Origin of the sequence: Sphingobacterium sp. SYP-B4668 (assembly GCF_027627455.1) — a bacterium.
In the GTDB taxonomy this organism is placed as follows: domain Bacteria; phylum Bacteroidota; class Bacteroidia; order Sphingobacteriales; family Sphingobacteriaceae; genus Sphingobacterium.
Window position 1 is genome coordinate 2,416,104 of record NZ_CP115483.1, and the last position, 17,409, is coordinate 2,433,512.

At 41.5% G+C, this 17,409-nt stretch carries 12 protein-coding genes; 8 read left to right on the top strand and 4 right to left on the bottom strand.

Annotated features, from left to right (window positions below; all coding sequences use genetic code 11):
* Nucleotides 1–84 precede the first annotated feature (84 nt).
* Nucleotides 85–1,047: a sugar phosphate isomerase/epimerase family protein gene (locus OQ289_RS10205; RefSeq protein WP_270090630.1), complete on the bottom strand. Its 963-nt coding sequence runs from the start codon at nt 1,045–1,047 to the stop codon at nt 85–87.
* Between the two features lie 361 nt (nt 1,048–1,408).
* Here OQ289_RS10205 and OQ289_RS10210 point away from each other — a divergent pair, with 361 nt between their 5' ends.
* Entirely contained in the window at nt 1,409–2,053 is a 645-nt protein-coding gene (locus OQ289_RS10210) for a hypothetical protein (RefSeq protein ID WP_270090631.1), read from the top strand.
* Nucleotides 2,054–2,216: 163 nt separating this feature from the next.
* On the opposite strand, the gene OQ289_RS10215 is transcribed toward OQ289_RS10210, so the two are convergent.
* From OQ289_RS10215 to OQ289_RS10225, 3 genes are read right to left on the bottom strand one after another with little or no spacing between them, the layout of a single operon-like run.
* Complete coding sequence (locus tag OQ289_RS10215) at nt 2,217–2,564, bottom strand: hypothetical protein (protein ID WP_270090632.1); 348 nt, start codon at nt 2,562–2,564, stop codon at nt 2,217–2,219.
* Nucleotides 2,554–3,105 carry an RNA polymerase sigma factor gene (locus tag OQ289_RS10220; RefSeq protein ID WP_270090633.1) on the bottom strand — a complete coding sequence of 184 codons (552 nt, stop codon included), beginning with the start codon at nt 3,103–3,105 and terminating at the stop codon, nt 2,554–2,556. The genes OQ289_RS10215 and OQ289_RS10220 overlap by 11 nt, the downstream gene beginning before the upstream one ends.
* The gene (locus OQ289_RS10225; RefSeq protein WP_270090634.1) at nt 3,098–3,436 is read right to left on the bottom strand and encodes a hypothetical protein; all 339 of its coding nucleotides are present in this window, start codon (nt 3,434–3,436) and stop codon (nt 3,098–3,100) included. The genes OQ289_RS10220 and OQ289_RS10225 overlap by 8 nt, the downstream gene beginning before the upstream one ends.
* A 336-nt stretch (nt 3,437–3,772) precedes the next feature.
* Here OQ289_RS10225 and OQ289_RS10230 point away from each other — a divergent pair, with 336 nt between their 5' ends.
* The 7 genes from OQ289_RS10230 to OQ289_RS10260 all read left to right on the top strand — a co-directional run bounded on the left by OQ289_RS10230 (nt 3,773) and on the right by OQ289_RS10260 (nt 17,356).
* Nucleotides 3,773–6,268, top strand: coding sequence for a hypothetical protein (locus tag OQ289_RS10230; RefSeq protein ID WP_270090635.1), 2,496 nt, complete (start codon nt 3,773–3,775; stop codon nt 6,266–6,268).
* 371 nt (nt 6,269–6,639) lie between these two features.
* Nucleotides 6,640–9,819 (top strand): SusC/RagA family TonB-linked outer membrane protein, encoded by a 3,180-nt coding sequence (locus OQ289_RS10235; protein WP_270090636.1) that lies wholly within the window; start codon nt 6,640–6,642, stop codon nt 9,817–9,819.
* 12 nt (nt 9,820–9,831) lie between these two features.
* Nucleotides 9,832–11,730, top strand: a complete 1,899-nt coding sequence (locus OQ289_RS10240) for a RagB/SusD family nutrient uptake outer membrane protein (RefSeq protein WP_270090637.1) — start codon at nt 9,832–9,834, stop codon at nt 11,728–11,730.
* A gap of 18 nt (nt 11,731–11,748) precedes the next feature.
* Nucleotides 11,749–12,450 carry a DUF3823 domain-containing protein gene (locus OQ289_RS10245; RefSeq protein WP_270090638.1) on the top strand — a complete coding sequence of 234 codons (702 nt, stop codon included), beginning with the start codon at nt 11,749–11,751 and terminating at the stop codon, nt 12,448–12,450.
* A 144-nt stretch (nt 12,451–12,594) separates the two neighbouring features.
* Nucleotides 12,595–14,856 (top strand): GH92 family glycosyl hydrolase, encoded by a 2,262-nt coding sequence (locus OQ289_RS10250; RefSeq protein ID WP_270090639.1) that lies wholly within the window; start codon nt 12,595–12,597, stop codon nt 14,854–14,856.
* 251 nt (nt 14,857–15,107) lie between these two features.
* Nucleotides 15,108–15,935 carry a helix-turn-helix domain-containing protein gene (locus OQ289_RS10255; protein ID WP_270090640.1) on the top strand — a complete coding sequence of 276 codons (828 nt, stop codon included), beginning with the start codon at nt 15,108–15,110 and terminating at the stop codon, nt 15,933–15,935.
* Nucleotides 15,936–16,090: 155 nt separating this feature from the next.
* Entirely contained in the window at nt 16,091–17,356 is a 1,266-nt protein-coding gene (locus tag OQ289_RS10260; RefSeq protein WP_270090641.1) for an OmpA family protein, read from the top strand.
* Nucleotides 17,357–17,409: the final 53 nt, after the last annotated feature.

The window sequence follows — 17,409 nt, forward strand, 5'->3', positions numbered from 1 at the left end:
TAAAAAAGCTTAGCACAGGAGCTGACTAGCAGCATCCAATGCTAAGCTTTTTTATATAAGATAACCACAAGAAGTTTAGACCAGTTAGCCATTGAATGCCTTTCGTAGTACTTCCAAACTCTTCGGTACAGCTGTATCGGCATTTTCTTTCCCTTCCATTTCAAGCGACACATAGCCCTTAAACCCTTTTTCTCTAGCAATCTTGCCTATACGTGGATAGTCTAGTTCCAGGTCATAGTAGACGCCCCCGCCATAGTAAGTTTTGGCTTGGATGATATTTGCATATTGCACCAGTCTATCAAATTGTGGGTAGGGATCTCCTACATAGTTACCGGTGTCTAGATTGAGTCCCATAGCTGGCGAATTTTTAAGCGCGAGGTAAATTCGTTCGAGATAGTCAATGTTTGACGACAGCCCCCAGTGGTTTTCAATGGCCAATATTACCCCCTCTTTTTCGGCATCTATCAAACATTCTCCTAGTCCATCAATACACCATCTGATAGCATCTTCATCCGTATATCCTTGCAAAGGGGTTTCCTTACCAGTTTGATAATAGTCAGGAGCCGATCGTCCTGTACCCCAACTGCCTGTATTCATACGTATACATGGTATCCCCAATTGCACAGCCAACTTGATGCAGCGGCGGGTGTGTTCAATATCTTTTTTGCGGGCCTCTAAGTCTGGCTTCACAAAACTTTGATGGATAGATAGCATAGGTAGCGCCAAGCCAGCGTCAAAAGCTAGACGTTTTAATTTGTTCATGTAGGGGATTTCTTCACTTTCCATTTGACGATGGAGGATTTCAACACCATCAAAACCAATTCGAGAGGCATTGTCAATTACTTTTTCAATAGGGTACTTAATCTTGTCAAAGTGCCAGTACGAGTATGTTGATACTGCAAATCGGATGGGAGGTGAGGACTTTTGTGGGAGGATAGCGGGCCTAGATGTCTCAGCCAAGATAGTGGAAGGTGACATGGCAGTGGCGGCGGCGAGTAGCGATGCGTTTTTCAACCATGCTCTCCTAGATAGGGATGATTCGTTCATTTCGGTTTGCAAATTAAGTTTACAAATGGATAAGTTTATATTTGCTCATCAGTAGCATTCCCAAGTTAATCAACATTTTCGGCTTTTCGGTCCGCAGGTGCAATCTTTTTGGAGATCGTGAAGGTTCGATTCGAAGTGTTTTACTTTGGCTGGGCGAATGAGAAAAATCTATGGGATATGGTCCCGGTATTTACTGGTAGGTAAGACTTGAGAACTTGATTATAAAAACAAAAAACTATTTTTGAAAAGTTTTGTGCCGATTTGAAAGCAAAGTCTACAAATTGTAATAGCTCTACAGGTAGATTCGTGGATTTATGATATCTTGTCGTATGAATAGAAGGATAGGTGCCTATTAAATAGGATGGAAGAACCGAAAAGTAAACTTCAAGTGATTAAGTTGTTAGCGATTACACTGCCGACTGTATTCGTCATGATTTTGATTTGGCTTACTGCCGTATATATTGGGGGAACTTATTTTGAATCAGAAGCGAGTGCAGAGCAATTTTTATTGTGGATATTAAGTGGGGCCGTCATTTGTATAGGTTATCCGATTGCCTCGAGACAAATTTCTCGCCTAGGAGATTTCCATTTAAATAGAAAAATAACACACGAAGTTCAAGAAGTACCAAAATTCGACAAATCAGACTGGCTTTTCTTTCTGTTGCTCCACGCGATTACTATACCATTACTACTTTGGGTGTTTTCAGATCTTCAACATCATGTTAGGATTTACGATTTCTTTGTTGATAAGTTTGGTCGCAATTACAAAGGTGCACCTAATTTCCCGATAGTATTGGCCTTTGTTTTTGGAACATTCTTACTGCTTTCACTGTTTTACGTCCTGTTTCTGAAGATAAAGTATGGAACTTTTAACGAACCCAAAGACTTGTCACGAGAGGCAGAAAAAAAATTCAGACAAAAGCAAGGTATTTATTTTTCATTTGTGGCTTCAACATCGCTGACAGTCATGTTGTTATATTATTTAAAGATAGTGCTGCTTGTATAGATGGATGAATCAGAGTTCAATCCACAGCTTAAATCCTTTTGGAAGCACCTCCTTTGATGTATTAAAGATACAGGTATGTCGATTTGAAAATATCATCCAGGATCTTGGGTAGTAGAGGAGCTGTGTGCAATTATCGTGCGAATATGGAATGATTCTTCCGTGACTAAATGCTCGGTTTTCTTCGCATTTTGAATAGCTTTAATGCTTTATCGCAAAAGAGGACGATGAGCAACACATAAATAATCTGTGAAATTAGCAGAAGTGTGTTTTTCATTGCCGTATTCAAAGAGATAGAATATAGTAAATCTGTCAGTAGATAATTAAGCCCTAGACCAAATAGAGTTCCTGAAGCAAAAAAGATTAACGCATATCTTTTTGTTTTAGCAACCGCAGATTTCTCTTGTTCCAATTTTTCGATTCGCATCATTACTGCATTTTCAAAATCGTCAAATGGCAGCTCTATTTTGGCCATTTGCATCATGTCTCTCAGCTTATCGTCTTTATGTTCCATAGTAAGTTCCTTTTATTAGATTATTTAGGGTCATGTACATACTTTTACGCGCTCTAAATAATAGTACCTTCGTATTGGCTGTTGTCCAACCGGTGATTTCGCATAGTTCTTGTATGGTGAGCTCTTCGAGATAAAACAGTCGGAGGGCTAGACTCTCATTTGGCGGTATGCGAATGAGTGCTTCATTTATGATTTGTCGTTGTTCCACTTGTAGCAGGTTGTTTATGGCATCTTCTTCGAATAGTATATCGTGATTCTCCATTTCGAAAGAAACCATTTCAATAGATTTTTTTTGCATGGTCTTGTACGCACAATGTACAACTATACGGTATAGCCAGGTGCTGAATTTGGATTGCTTTTTAAAGTTTGGCAAGGATAGGTAGGCTTGCAAAAAAGCTTCTTGAGTTACTTCTTCTGCTAGATGTTCGGTTTTTACAAGTGACAAGGCAACAGAGAAAGCCATGTCTTTATAGGTAGTAATAAAATACCTGAAAGCATGGCGGTCTCCCAATAGAACTTTGTCGATGTAAAGACTATCCATCTATTGTTTTGTCTTTGTCATCACATCTATCCGCTACTACCAAAGAAATACCCACAAAGAAAGAGACGATACCCACTACAAATAAGCCATCCCAGTCAGTCCGCTGGATTATGTTCCAAACAAAGGTGAGACCAGTGACTACTAATCCTAAGGCGAATCCTATAACCACAATACCTACTTTTTTCCAAGATTGCTTTACTGCCGGTGTGCGAGGAATGGGGCCACCTAGCTTGGTAATAGCCTCAAATTTATAACGGTTAATAAAATACACGCATAAAGTCACGCAAATGAAAAATGCGATGGGAATGAAGACGGCGATTGTTCTGTCCATAATTTCTAAATCTTTTAGATTAGTGCTGCAATTTCCGATAAAGGTTACAGTTTTTGTGAAAAAAAAATCGTTTATTTTTTACTAATATCAATGAAACCGTTTCATTGTCGTGAAAATGAAAGGTATAGCTAATCTCTAACACCAATGTCATATGATACCTTGTGATTCCCTTGGTTAATCACTATTTTTGGAATATGATTGGAGTTTGAGGTCTCTACGTAAGCAATCTCATATACCTTATATTATTGTCGCCTATTTTCAACCGGGAGATATTCTTGTAGATTACAGATTAGTATGAAGAGATTATTGTTTTTATTTTTCGTTTGCCTTCTTGTCATGTCACACTCCCTCAGTCATGGGCAAGGATTGTATTTCGTGAGCCACGAAGAAGTACAAAACAAAAGAACAGGTATCGAACTATTTCCTATGCGGCCATTGAGCCTGAATACGATTTTGAAAATGGATTTCGACCTGCGGTATAGAGCCGGTCAAGACGCTTACTATGGATATATCTTTCGGGTGGTACTAAATGAAAAGCTCAATGTAGACCTTGTCAGTCGAGACTACGGTGTACAGCACAAGAAGTTGAGTTTGGTCGTTGGTGATCGAGAATATCCAATAAATCTCCCCAACAATGAAAAGACCAATTATACATGGTTGAGGGCAAGTCTATCAATAGATTTAACACGTCGGCACATTACGTTTCAACTGGGAGGCGAGCTTGTAAATGTCCCCCTAACTATTCCTAGTCATACACAGGCGAACATCGCATTTGGCGCGACCACTATCGCTGGATATTCGACTACAGACGTCCCCCCGATATACATCCGCGATATTAAAATCACAGTTGACGACGATGAATACAATTGGCTTTTGGATAATGAAGATACAACTGAACCAATAGATATCATACAAAAGAAGAAGGCCTTAGTAATGAATCCTGTATGGGTAGAGGCTCTGCATCGCAAGTGGGTTCCATTAGTAAGCCTGCATAGCAGTTCTGCCGCTAGTATTTGTTTCGATGAGGTAGAGGAAGTCTTGTACGTTATAGGAGACGAATATCTTATTAAATATCACATTGCTTCCGGAAAAGTATCAAAGATTGACTATAGCGATGGCAGGTTGGGAATGCTTCAAGGTAATCAGTCTATTTATGTGAGTCGGGATCGCAAGCTCTACAATTATTTTCCCGATCAGCAATTGCTCACATCTTTTGATTGGAAGACGAAAAAGTGGTCCGCTAAATATAAGCCTGGGGCAACAACAGCCTATTGGCATGCAAACAAATTTTATTGGCCTCAAGACTCAGCGCTTTATACCTTAGGGGGATATGGATATTTTACATATAAAAATCAGATTGCCAAAACCAACCTGTCAAGTGGTGCATCGCGTACAATTGACTTGCAGGCTAATACCAGCTATACTCCACGATATCTTGCTGCCGTGGGACAGACTACCGACAAGGTCTATATTTTGGGTGGTTATGGTAACGAATCGGGCAAGCAGGAACTAAATCCACATTTCTACTACGACTTACTTGCATATACACCGCAGAACAATAGTATTCGGAAGATTGCAGATCTGCCGCTTGCAGGACGCGAAATGGTATTCGGAAACTCTCTTGTTGTGGACAGTGCCAAGGAATCATTTTATGCGCTAATGCATCAAAAGAATGTGTTCGAGACCCACATCAAATTGATCCGTGGACGCTTAGATGGAAGTGAAGTTGATATTTTGAATGATAGCATACCTTATCGATTTAGTGACATCAAATCCTATTCTGATCTGTATCTGGCCAAAGAAAATCAAAAATTAGTAGCAGTCACGCTATTTGACTCTGGCGCGCAGACCGAAATTAAAGTATATGGCATTAGTTTTCGACCACATTTTATTGTCACAAACCCTCCAGTCGAGATCCAAAGCCGACCAACCAAGCTTATGCTAGTTGTTGTAGCTGTAATCTTTTTGGCAGGACTTGTCTGGTGGCTTTGCACTAGAAAGAAAGGGAGCTCCAAGAAGGGTGAGGTAGCTGTTGTACCGATGACCATCACGGCCAACCACAATTTATTTCCTCCAGATCGACCCATTACCAATGCTATTTTTCTTTTTGGTTCCTTTAGGGTATTCAACCGTCATGGTGTAGACATCACCAAGCAGTTTACGCCGGTACTCCGACAGCTGTTTATCAGCATATGCCTATCCACGTTTTCCTCTAGAAAAGGCATTGGTTCCGAGCGCTTGTATGAATGGCTATGGTCGGACAAGTCAACGAAGAGCGCTCGAAATAATCTACTGGTTAATATGGGGAAATTAAAATCAATCTTGTCAGATTTGGATGGCTTAGAATTATCCAAAGAGACAGGTTATTGGTCGCTAATATATGATTGTCAATTCTGCAGCATCGATTATAGTAATCTAATGAGCATACAACAGCACACATCAAAGGACACATATAGCTATATTTCCCATATTGCTGACATAGTCCAACATGGTGGTTTTTTGGAAGGTATGAATTTAGAATGGATGGACGAGTATAAAAGTGCTGTGTCATCACTTGTCTCTGAAGCGTATGTTCACTATTTAAATGCGATTGATTTGGAGACCGCGAAAGAAGATATTGAATTGACCTTGGCCAGTAAGATTGCTAAATTCAGTTCGATGAACGAAGAAGCGATGACTGTACGATGCATTATGATGTCGAGATTAGGAATGCATAATGAGGCGAAGATGACTTATGAGAGTTTTACACAGGAATACCATAAGCTTTATGACGAACTTTATCCCATATCACTTCTGAAAATCTTAAAGAAAGATAAAGGAAACTCCTTTTAGTACTTTTCTTATTCACTTTTAATGATGAAATTAAATGGCTGTTATATAGCTGTTTGTGATTTATTATGTTCATGTTGGATCTAATTAATAAAATATTAAGTCAAAATTAAGCCTCCTTGATTTGATTTGCGGATACCAATTAAAAGAACATAATATGATTACCTATTTCAACACATCGTGATTTTGCCACTCCTTGATTTTCCAGTCACCAACGTTTGTCTCTTACCCGGGACATATTGTATGGTTACTATGAGGTAACCTTGTCATTTTATAAACCTGAATTCGTATGAAATATCTATGCAGCAAAAGCTGCACAAACACAAATAAGTTTAGATATTCCATATGGCCATTAAAAATCAAATTAAATAAGTATGAGTAATTTGAAGAGTAAACCAACATTTCGGTCTATCGGAGGAATCCTGTACCGGCATGTCAAGTATGCCCCACGTTATGCACTTTTTTTGGGCTGCGTAGCGACCCCTATTCATGAGACTTTTGCATTCTCTGACAACCTCTTTTCGACCACCCCGATTGATGTCAACCAACAGGTTCGGCTGAAAGGGCATGTCGTCGATGAAAATGGAGTAGCTATTTCTGGAGCCACAATCTCAGTTATCGGTACTACACGACAGGTCGGATCAGGTGTTGATGGATCGTTCGAGATTGATACCCATCATGGTGCTGTCATTCAGGTTAGTTATGTCGGGTATATAACTCGCAACATAACAGTAGATCGTGATCATCTTACAGTACGACTGTTGGTCGATGCCACCGGATTGGAAGAGGTCGTCGTCGTGGGATACGGCACCCAAAAAAGAGGCAACGTAACCGCCGCAATATCGACTATTCAATCCAAGGATATCTTGACGACTACACATTCCAGTTTGGCACAAAGCCTGCAAGGAAAAATTCCAGGACTGCAGATTAGACAACAGAATTCAGAGCCTGGAGCCTTTAGCTCAACGATTAATATTCGAGGTTTTGGCGAGCCTTTATATGTGATTGACGGTATCGTCCGAGACGGTGGAGTAGAATTTCAGCAGCTTAATCCCAATGATATTGAGAGCATTTCTGTGCTCAAAGATGCATCAGCTGCCATCTATGGACTAAATGCTGCCAATGGCGTCATTTTGGTCACAACCAAAAAGGGAAATAATAGTAAACCAACTTTTAATTATACCGGTACTGTTGGGTTTCAGCAACCAACCAATGTACCCAAAATGGCCAATGCTGCTCAGTATCTGGAGATGTACAACGATGCCATATTCTACCGTGATGGCGTTCATAGTATTAGTAAGGAAGAGTTGAATAAATGGAGGGAAGGAATTGCGGGGTATGAAAGCACCAATTGGTATGCGTCTACTTTCAAAAACACCGCAGTACAGCAACAACATGATTTTTCGGTTAGAGGTGGTACCGAGAATATTAATTATTTCACCAGTGTTGGTTATTTTAAAGAAGGGGGGCTGTTTAAAAGTGGAGATATGGGGTATGATCGATATACCTTTCGAAGCAATTTATCTGCCAAATTGAGCGATCGACTCAAAGCAGATGTTATGGTATCCGGAAGAAGGGGGAAACGTGAGTTCCCAGGGGGTGATGGTTTCATTTGGATGTATAAAGGCACCATTATCAGTAGACCCAATGAATCTCCTTATATCAATGGCGATCCTAATTACCCTGCCAATATCTACAATCAGCAAAATGCAGTCGTGATGTCCCAGCGTGACTATGCCGGATATACCGAAGATCGGAACAAAAACTTCCAATCCGCGATTACGCTTACATATGATGTTCCTTTTGTTGAAGGAATGAAAGCGTTGGGAACTATTTCATATGATAGCTACAATGTGTTTAATAAAAATGTTTGGAAGAATTATCGTATTTACAACCCAGATTTAAGCTCTTTAGTCTACAATAATCCTCGGATAGCCAATAATGCGGATGACGCGGAGCGAATGGTTTTTCAAGGGCAACTGAATTATGATAGAACATTTGCCGAACAACATAATATTAGTGCAACTGCGGTTTTTGAGTTGAAGAAATATACCAAAAAACATGCATATCTGTGGCGGGAATATGAGTTTTTTACAACGGATATTGTTGACTACGCCTCTGGAAGGCAAATTAACAACGGAAATGAGTTCGAAGAACGCAATATGTCCTACATCGGCCGTGTCAATTATGATTTTAAAGGTAAATATCTCTTAGGAAGCTCATTTAGATATGACGGATCTTATCGTTACGCTCCAGGCAAAAGATGGGGATTCTTCCCAAGTGTATCTGCTGGGTGGCGAATCTCAGAAGAAAGCTTTATCAAAAACAATCTGCCATTCGTGAATAATTTAAAAATTAGAGGTTCTTATGGTAGTATCGGGGAGAATGTGGGCGACCCTTTTCAACATATCCTTGGCTTTACGCCACAGACGAACGAAGGTGCAGAGTTTATTAACGGCTCCTACACCGGTGGGTTGAGTGCTCCTGGAGTCATCAATCCCGACTTTACTTGGGTAGAGTCTACAATCGCAGACATAGGAGCGGAAGCTACCTTATTCCGTGGTAAACTAAGTTTTGAAGTAGATTACTATCAGCGTAAAAAGACAGGAAAACCCATTGTTAGAAGCGGTGGGCTACCCAATACATTTGGAGGGTCTATGCCGGTCGAAAATTTTGAGAGTGAGCTGACTAGAGGGTTCGACTTTGTGATATCTCACCAGAATCAACTACGTGACTTTAAGTACGGGCTGAGCTTCAATATGAATTTAGCCAGGACCAAGCATCAGATTGTAGACAAGGCCGAAGCCAATAGCAGTTATGAGCGTTGGAGAAATGGATATGTGGACCGTTGGAACGATTTGGAGTGGGGATTCAACAAAACCGGCCAATTTCAGAATTATGAAGAGATTTACAACGGTATTGTATATGGTGGAGACAGGGGTAATACCCAAGTATTGCCTGGAGATTTCACTTACGAGGACGTCAATGGTGATGGAGTAATCGATGATAAAGATTTAATGCCAATCTTCAGAAATCGTGTCCCTAAGATGTTCTATGGCTTTGTATTAAATGGTGAATGGAAAAATATAGATATCAACATGGTCTTTCAAGGAGCTTCCCTATACAGCATGCGATTCAATGAAGTATTTTCCCAAATGTTTTTCAACAACGGCAATTTACCCGAGTATTTCTATGATAGGTGGCACCTGGCTGATCCATATGATTCCAATAGCGAGTGGGTAGCTGGTGAATGGCCTGCCAATCGATTTGTTGAGCATATGGGTGCCAACTATCGAGAAAGCAGTGCTTGGCGAATGAAAGCCGATTATCTTCGCCTCAAAAGTATAGAAGTAGGTTACCGAATTCCACTTAAAGCATCCGAAAAGCGTTTTGTAAACAGCATTCGTGTATATGCCAATGCACACAACCTGTTGACCTTTGCGGACTCATTCATCAAGCAGTTTGACCCTGAACGATTCGAGGGCGATTATCAAGCAGGGTACAACTACCCACTAATCAAGAGCTATAATTTTGGTGTTAACGTTACCTTTTAAATTTATTGAATTATGAAATATCATCAAATATTTGGAGCATTATGCAGCATACTCTTGATGTTTTGCATCGGTTGTTCAGATTATCTGGATGTTACCCCCCGAAATAAGATTCCTGGGGATGCCGTACTATCAGATCCCAATGGCGTCAAGGCTTTCTTGGCTAACCTGTATTATCAAGCACCTATTGAAGACCATGTATATCTCCCACGTGCGGGATTCAATGCCCGTGGTAATACCGGATTTCTATCCTTGGCCCAATACGGTATGGAGGCAATCCACTCCGAGTGGCCAAACTGGAACGAATATGCGAACGATTGGTGGGAGAAAGGGTACAAATTGAATAGAAGTATCAATATTCTTCTACAGGCTATTCCTAGTTTAACCATCGCCGATAGCGAAAAGCAAATTTTAGAAGGTGAAGCTGCTTTCTTGAGAGCGTATACCTATTTTGGGCTTGCAAAAAGGTATGGTGGAGTACCTCTCATTTTGGAAAATAAAGACTTTACCAATGACTTTGAAATGTTGAAAGTGCCGAGAAGCACCGAGTTGGAAACCTGGGATCTTATTTTGAAGGAATGTGATAAAGCAATTGCTGCGCTCCCAGAATCACATGCAAATGGGGAGGAGAATAAACGTAGGGCGACCAAATGGGCAGCTTATGCCTTGAAATCTAGAGTGGCATTACATGCTGCTTCGGTTGCCAAATATTGGGGTAGAGCCCCCCTCTCAGGTGAAGCAGTATCCAAAGGGTTGGTCGGTATGGACGCGAGTGTCGCCAACCGTTTTTATAGTGCTTCGATAGAAGCTGCCTTAGCTATTATGAATGCGGGAAAATTCTCATTATATAAAGCACAACCTACAACTCCTGCGGAAGCCACCAAGAATTATCAAGAGATGTTCGTTGACCCTAATCTGGCTAGTACTGAAACAATTTTTATAAAAGGCTATGCTCAGGTAGGCAACAACTTGTCCCATGATTTGGACGGTTGGAATGGCCCCAATCAAACTTCTGAAGGATTTCCGCATAGAGGGCGTACTAATCCCATCCTTGAGTTAGTCGATCTCTATGAAAGCTACGATAATCCAGGCCACGCTGCTCCAATCGTCACGACTATGGACGGTAACGTGTCTGTACCAGAAGGGTATAAAGCGTCTGTAGCCTATAGACATTTTGATAGTCCAGATGAAATTTTCAAAAATAAGGACGCTCGTTTTTTTGCATCCATCACCTATCCCAATTCGACATGGAAGAATCAGTCTATTGTCATTCAAGGTGGTATTGTCCGTCCTGATGGATCTCTATTGGATAGTAGGGGTGAGGTCACAGCTGGCGGTGCGACTTATTATACCTATGGAAAAGAGTTCGCAAATCAGTATTCAGGATTTGACGGGTCGGCTGATATGACTCGTACTGGATTTTTGATGCGGAAGTTTATGACTGAAAATAATCGATATGCTACTTGGTTACAATCTACCACAGATTTCATCGACATGCGCTATGCAGAGGTATTGCTCAATTTTGCCGAAGCTGTGGTAGAGAGTGGTTACAGTGAGCACAATGCTGCCAATCTAGCTGCTAAGGCAATAAATGATATTCGGTTTCGAGCTGGTCATACAGTAGCGGTAGCGTTAACGTTGGATAATGTAATACGTGAACGTACAGTGGAATTGGCATTTGAGAATAAGGGATATTGGGACTTGATACGTAGACGGACATTCCATACCACTTTCAATGATAAGATTAAACAGGCATTGGTCCCATTGTTGGATCTTAGAGGTGTAAAACCACAGTATATCTATGTCCGGAAGAATGTTCCGGGAGCCAATAGCTTGAATTTTCCAGAAAAGGACTATTACAGACATATTCCAAATGTAGCTGGCAATGGTGTTATTCAAAATCCTCAACATTAATCTTAAAAATTCAATACAATGAAGAAAATCATCCATTTAGTAGCAATAGCTGTATTGGGATTGAGCGTGTCCTCTTGTGAACTGAGCGAGATTGACAATTACGACAGTCCTAATGCGACCCTCTCGGGCGGTATCTATGATAAGGAAACCAATGAGCTCGTCCAGCAAGATATCATTCGAGGGATGCAGATCGAATACATAGAGCACGGATTCAGTAATCCACAGACACAATACATTGTGGTGAAAAACGATGGTTCCTATAGGAACAACCTCATGTTTGCCAATACATACTCCATTCGACCTGTTCGAGGCAACTTTGTCCCAATCGAAAGCCAAGAGGTACAAGTCAAAGGTGATACCGAAGTAGATTTTAAAGTGCAACCATATATTCGCATCCGCAACAGCAGTATCAAACAAGAAGGAAACAAAATTGTTGGAACCTTTCAGATTCAACAGACCGTGACCAATCCGGTCAAGCGTATTGGTCTTTTTGCGCATAGTGAGTTGAATGTGGGCGAACCTCTTAATTTGGTGAGCAGCCAATTGGATATCAATGCACAGACAAACGAGTCCCAGATCTACCGTTTAGAAATTGATTTGGACACGAATAACGCAAGGCTGGGGAAAGGAAAGTCTTTTTTCTTTCGTATAGGCGCATTGATTGATGCCAGTGAGGCGAAATTCAATTATGCTCCTGCATTGCGACTTGTTATTCAATAATTGCAGGTACAAAGATACTCGCAGGTTGGTAATATGTTTAGTTAGTGAAAAGTTATCCAGATAGGACCAAGACAAAGTGCCATGTAAATGATGGTCAACGAAGGTAGGCCTGTCTGGATTGGCTTTTCCAAAATAGAGATTTTTATGATAGCAATACTTAGAAACATTTTCCTTTATTTGTTAGCGCTTTCATGCGCAGGGTGCGTCTCCGTCAAGCAGGGGACGGGACCATCCGATGCCGTAAACCCCTATATGGGAAATATCAGTCATTTACTTGTGCCGACATATCCCACTATACACTTACCCAATAGCATGCTCCGGGTATATCCCGAACGACAGGACAACACCAGTGATCAACTCTATGGCTTGCCCGTCATGGTCACCAGTCATAGGGGGAGGTCAGCTTTCAACCTTAGTGTAGTAGATGGTACTGGCGTCGGTCGCTTCGATCGGGTATACGCTCTAGACTACGACAATGAGGTCATAAAGCCCCACCTATATACTTCAACGTTGGAGAATGGGGATATGGAAGTCCGCTACGCGCCATCCCATCAGTCGGCAATCTATGAAGTCACCTTTGTCCAACCCTATAGCCCGACGTTGGTGTTGAATACACGTGCTGGAACAATATCTGTGGTTGGTAATAGCATCTTGGCAACTCAGCAGATTGAGAATAATACCACTGTCTTCCTATTTGCCGAAGTAGATCAAGCTCCGATTCAAGCAGGGACACTTTCCCAGCAGGGGCACCTCCAACCCAATACTACGTTGACAGCATCTGACGATGCTACTGTTGTGATGCAATTTAAAGCCCATACTAGGCAGTTAAAGATTCGTTATGGCATTTCCTTTATTAGTTTGGAGCAAGCCGAACGAAATCTAAGGAGGGAAATAGAGGATTTTAACCTTGATTTGATTGCCGAACGAGGAAGAAAGCTTTGGGATAGTACCTTAGGAAAAATAGATGTTAAAGCACTATCCGAGGACGATAGACAAGTTTTTTACACGTCGTTGTATCGATGTTTCGAACGTCCAGTCAATATTTCCGAAGACGGACGCTATTACAGTGCATTTGACGGTCAAGTGCATACAGACAGTCGTCCCTTCTATACGGACGATTGGATTTGGGATACGTATAGAGCCACACATCCACTGCGACTACTTATTGATCATAAAGTAGAGGCAGATATCATTCAATCTTTTGTCAGGATGGCCCAACAAATGAACGACTTGTGGCTTCCTACTTTTCCCGAAATCACTGGCGATTCTCGACGGATGAATTCCAATCATGGAGTTGCGACCATTGCTGATGCCTATTTTAAGGGACTTAAGGACTTTGATGTCGCGACCGCCTATGAGAGCGGAAGGCGGGCTATCGAAGAGAAGACCTTAGCCCCTTGGTCAGCCTCACGTGCCGGCTGGTTGGACAATTTCTATAAAGAGCACGGCTACATACCAGCACTGCGTCCAGGTGAGGAAGAGACCGTACCTGAAGTCCATCATTTTGAAAAACGCCAACCTATAGCCGTTACGCTAGGTACAGCATATGATGAATGGTGTCTTTCGCGATTAGCAAAGGCATTGGGTAAAGAACAGGATTATCAGCGGTATGCAGAGCATGCCCTCAATTATCGCAATGTGTTCAATGCCGAAACCAAGTTCTTCCATCCAAAAGACAAGGATGGAAATTTCATCATGCCGTTTGACTATCGCTACGCTGGTGGACAAGGAGCTCGAGAATATTACGGCGAAAACAACGGTTGGGTATACCGATGGGATGTACCACATAACGTTGATGACCTGGTCAAATTGATGGGAGGGAGAGAGTCCTTCATCGCTAATCTGGATCAGACGTTTAGAGAAGGACTAGGCAAAAGCAAATTTGAGTTCTACAGTCATCTCCCTGATCATACAGGTAACGTTGGGCAGTATTCTATGGCTAATGAACCGAGCCTACACATTCCTTATCTGTACAACTATGCTGGTCAACCTTGGAAGTCACAAAAGCGTATCCATCAACTGATACATCAATGGTTTAGAAATGACCTCATGGGTATGCCAGGCGATGAGGATGGGGGCGGAATGTCCGCTTTTGTCGTATTTTCCATGCTTGGATTTTATCCGGTCACACCGGGTCTGCCCGTGTACGTTTTCGGTACCCCTTTTTTCAAGGAATCCAGCATGGCACTTCCAGACAACAAAGTCCTTACTGTGAAGGCCATCAATCTATCTAAGCAAAATAAATACATACAAGCAGTCAAGATCAATGGCCAGCCGTGGAATAAACCTTGGTTTTCACATGCTGATATTTCCGCAGGAGCCACTATTGAACTGACGATGGACAAATATCCCAATAAACAATGGGGGGCTGCCGAGCAGAGCGCACCTCCGTCATTCGTATTTTAGTAGTCCACCTTTATGTAACGGTTGACACATATGGCTATAAAGGTTTATCATGGATTCGTTTCCAAGTTCATAATTTAACATTAACAAAGGTCTAGCTCATTTTATTGCAGTGCTGGGCCTTTGTTATGGTAATTAGTCTATTGACGTTCTACAATCCAATGATAGGTCCAAAGTTCCTTCCTTCATCAAAATTTTGATACATATGAAATTTCTTTCGTAATTTTAGGAATAGAATATTTAACCAATTGGCTATGCAATCCCAATCATATCTTCCGCATGAGTCGCTAAGGCCTTACGTTCAATGTTTCGTCTATTCATGTGTTGGAGATCCAAACGATGTTGGATTACAAGAACTAGATCTTTTTCCGGTAGGATACAGTCTTATGGCATTTATTCTTAAAGAGAGCCATCAACTTTTTAATTTCGGCACTAACAAGAGTTATGATGTCCGATTTAATTTTACAGGCCAATTGGATCGATACCATCATCTTTTAGCATCCTCTTCGTCAATGATCTATGTGCTATTCAAGCCCCATGGAGCCTATCAATTGTTAGGTATTCCGCAACATTTGCTTAAAAATGAATGTACATCGCTATTCGATTTAATGGGCAGTAGTATTCATGAAATATTTTCCAAGATGGAAGACCAAGCACATAGTCCCAAGGCCGTGATAGCTCTCCTAGAGCAGTGGCTGTTGCAACAGTTTCATAGGCATCGTCATCTGGATACCAATCGCATTCGCTTGGTCTGTGAGGAGATTATCCTGCACAAGGGGAAGCTGTCTATTCAAGAATTGAATAGTACTTGTGGTATGTCTAAGAGTTCTATGGAACATTATTTTAAAGAGCAGGTGGGCCTCTCTCCAAAGGTGTATAGCCGCATTGTACGTTTTAATCAATTGAATAGGTTCTTAAGGGCAGGTGCTACTACTGATTGGATGGAGATTGTCGATCGCTATGGCTATTTCGACCAGTCCCATTTTATCCACGAGTTCAAGCATTTCTTTGGATATTCGCCTTCCCAAATGCATTTGAGTTACCAAAATCTCGCTGAGCATATCACCTCTATCGATAAATAGCCGCTTTGTCATTCTGTATTACTCCTGATAAGTTTGGGCTTTTTTACAATCCAATTCTTTGCAAGTAACCTAATTTTACCTTTGACAGGAGATGGTAGCTTTGCTTATCTATGCAGTTCACTTCTCTCTCGCGTATGGACTAACTAATTAAGGTTATGAAAAAGAAGTGGATTAATATCATATTGATACTCGTCGTAGCATCATCAGTCGCTGAGGGCCAATTGCTGGATAAAATTGGTAAGAAAGTAGAGCGGAAAGTAAATCAACGTATTGACCGCAAGACCGACAAAGCGATTGATAAGACCTTGGACAAAGCTGAAGACGTTATTGAAGGGAGCTCCACTAGGTCTAAGCCATCCACTAGACCCGAGAAGAATGGAAGTACAAGCGTAGGCCCTGTTGACTCACCTATGGCCGATGACTTCAGCTATGACTCGAAATTTGACTTTGTACCAGGAGATAAGATTCTGTTTTATGACGATTTCGAACAGGAGGCTATCGGCGATTTCCCTTCACGATGGAGTACGAATGGTGCTGGTGAGGTCGTATCCCTAAGGAGTGAGCAAGGTAAATGGCTCAGAATACCCGACAATAGCATTAGTTTTCCAGAGTTAGGAAGCCTACTCCCCCAGCATTTTACCATCGAGTTTGATTTGTATTACCCTGAGATAGGTAAAAGACCACCGATTACATTTGGATTTACCGAAGTGGCATCCCCAGATAGAACGCCATTGCTGCATAAAAATATTTTCTATTTTTTAATTCCACCCTCGGTCAAACAAGCTATTGGTTACAGCACGACTATGTATTCTGGAAGAGAGACATTGTTGGAATGGCCAGTCGACAAAAGGGTGAACATCAAAAACCATGTCAGTATTGCTATCAACGGTACTAGAGTCAGATTGTACATTCAAGGTCGTAAGATTGTTGATCTACCCAAAGGGTTTGATAAAGCAACCTATCGCAACAATTTTCATTTTCGTTCAGCACAACTATTGCCCAAGGCTACAGATGCCTTCTATATCAGTAATCTACGCATAGCCGAGACTGATAAGGACGCTAGGAGTTTGCTTGCTGAGGGGGGCAAGTACAGCACCACGGGCATTTATTTCAATACTGGTACAGCCGTAATTAAGCCGCAGTCTCAAGCGGTACTCAAAGAACTGGCAGCCCTGTTAAATGAAAATAGCGAGCTGCGCCTACTTATTGTCGGCCATACAGACAATGTGGGTAATACGGCCACTAATCTAAGACTATCTGAGCAACGAGCCATTGCCGTCAAGACAGCTCTGTGTACGCACTTTGGTATTGAAGACCAACGGCTATCGATTATAGGAAAGGGGCAATCCGACCCTGTGGCAGACAACCAGACAGTAGAAGGACGCGCACAAAATAGAAGGGTCGAGTTTTTACGACAGTAAATGCTTGTTAAGGAGAGCGTATTGGAGATCATGCATATTAATTTAAAAAAACA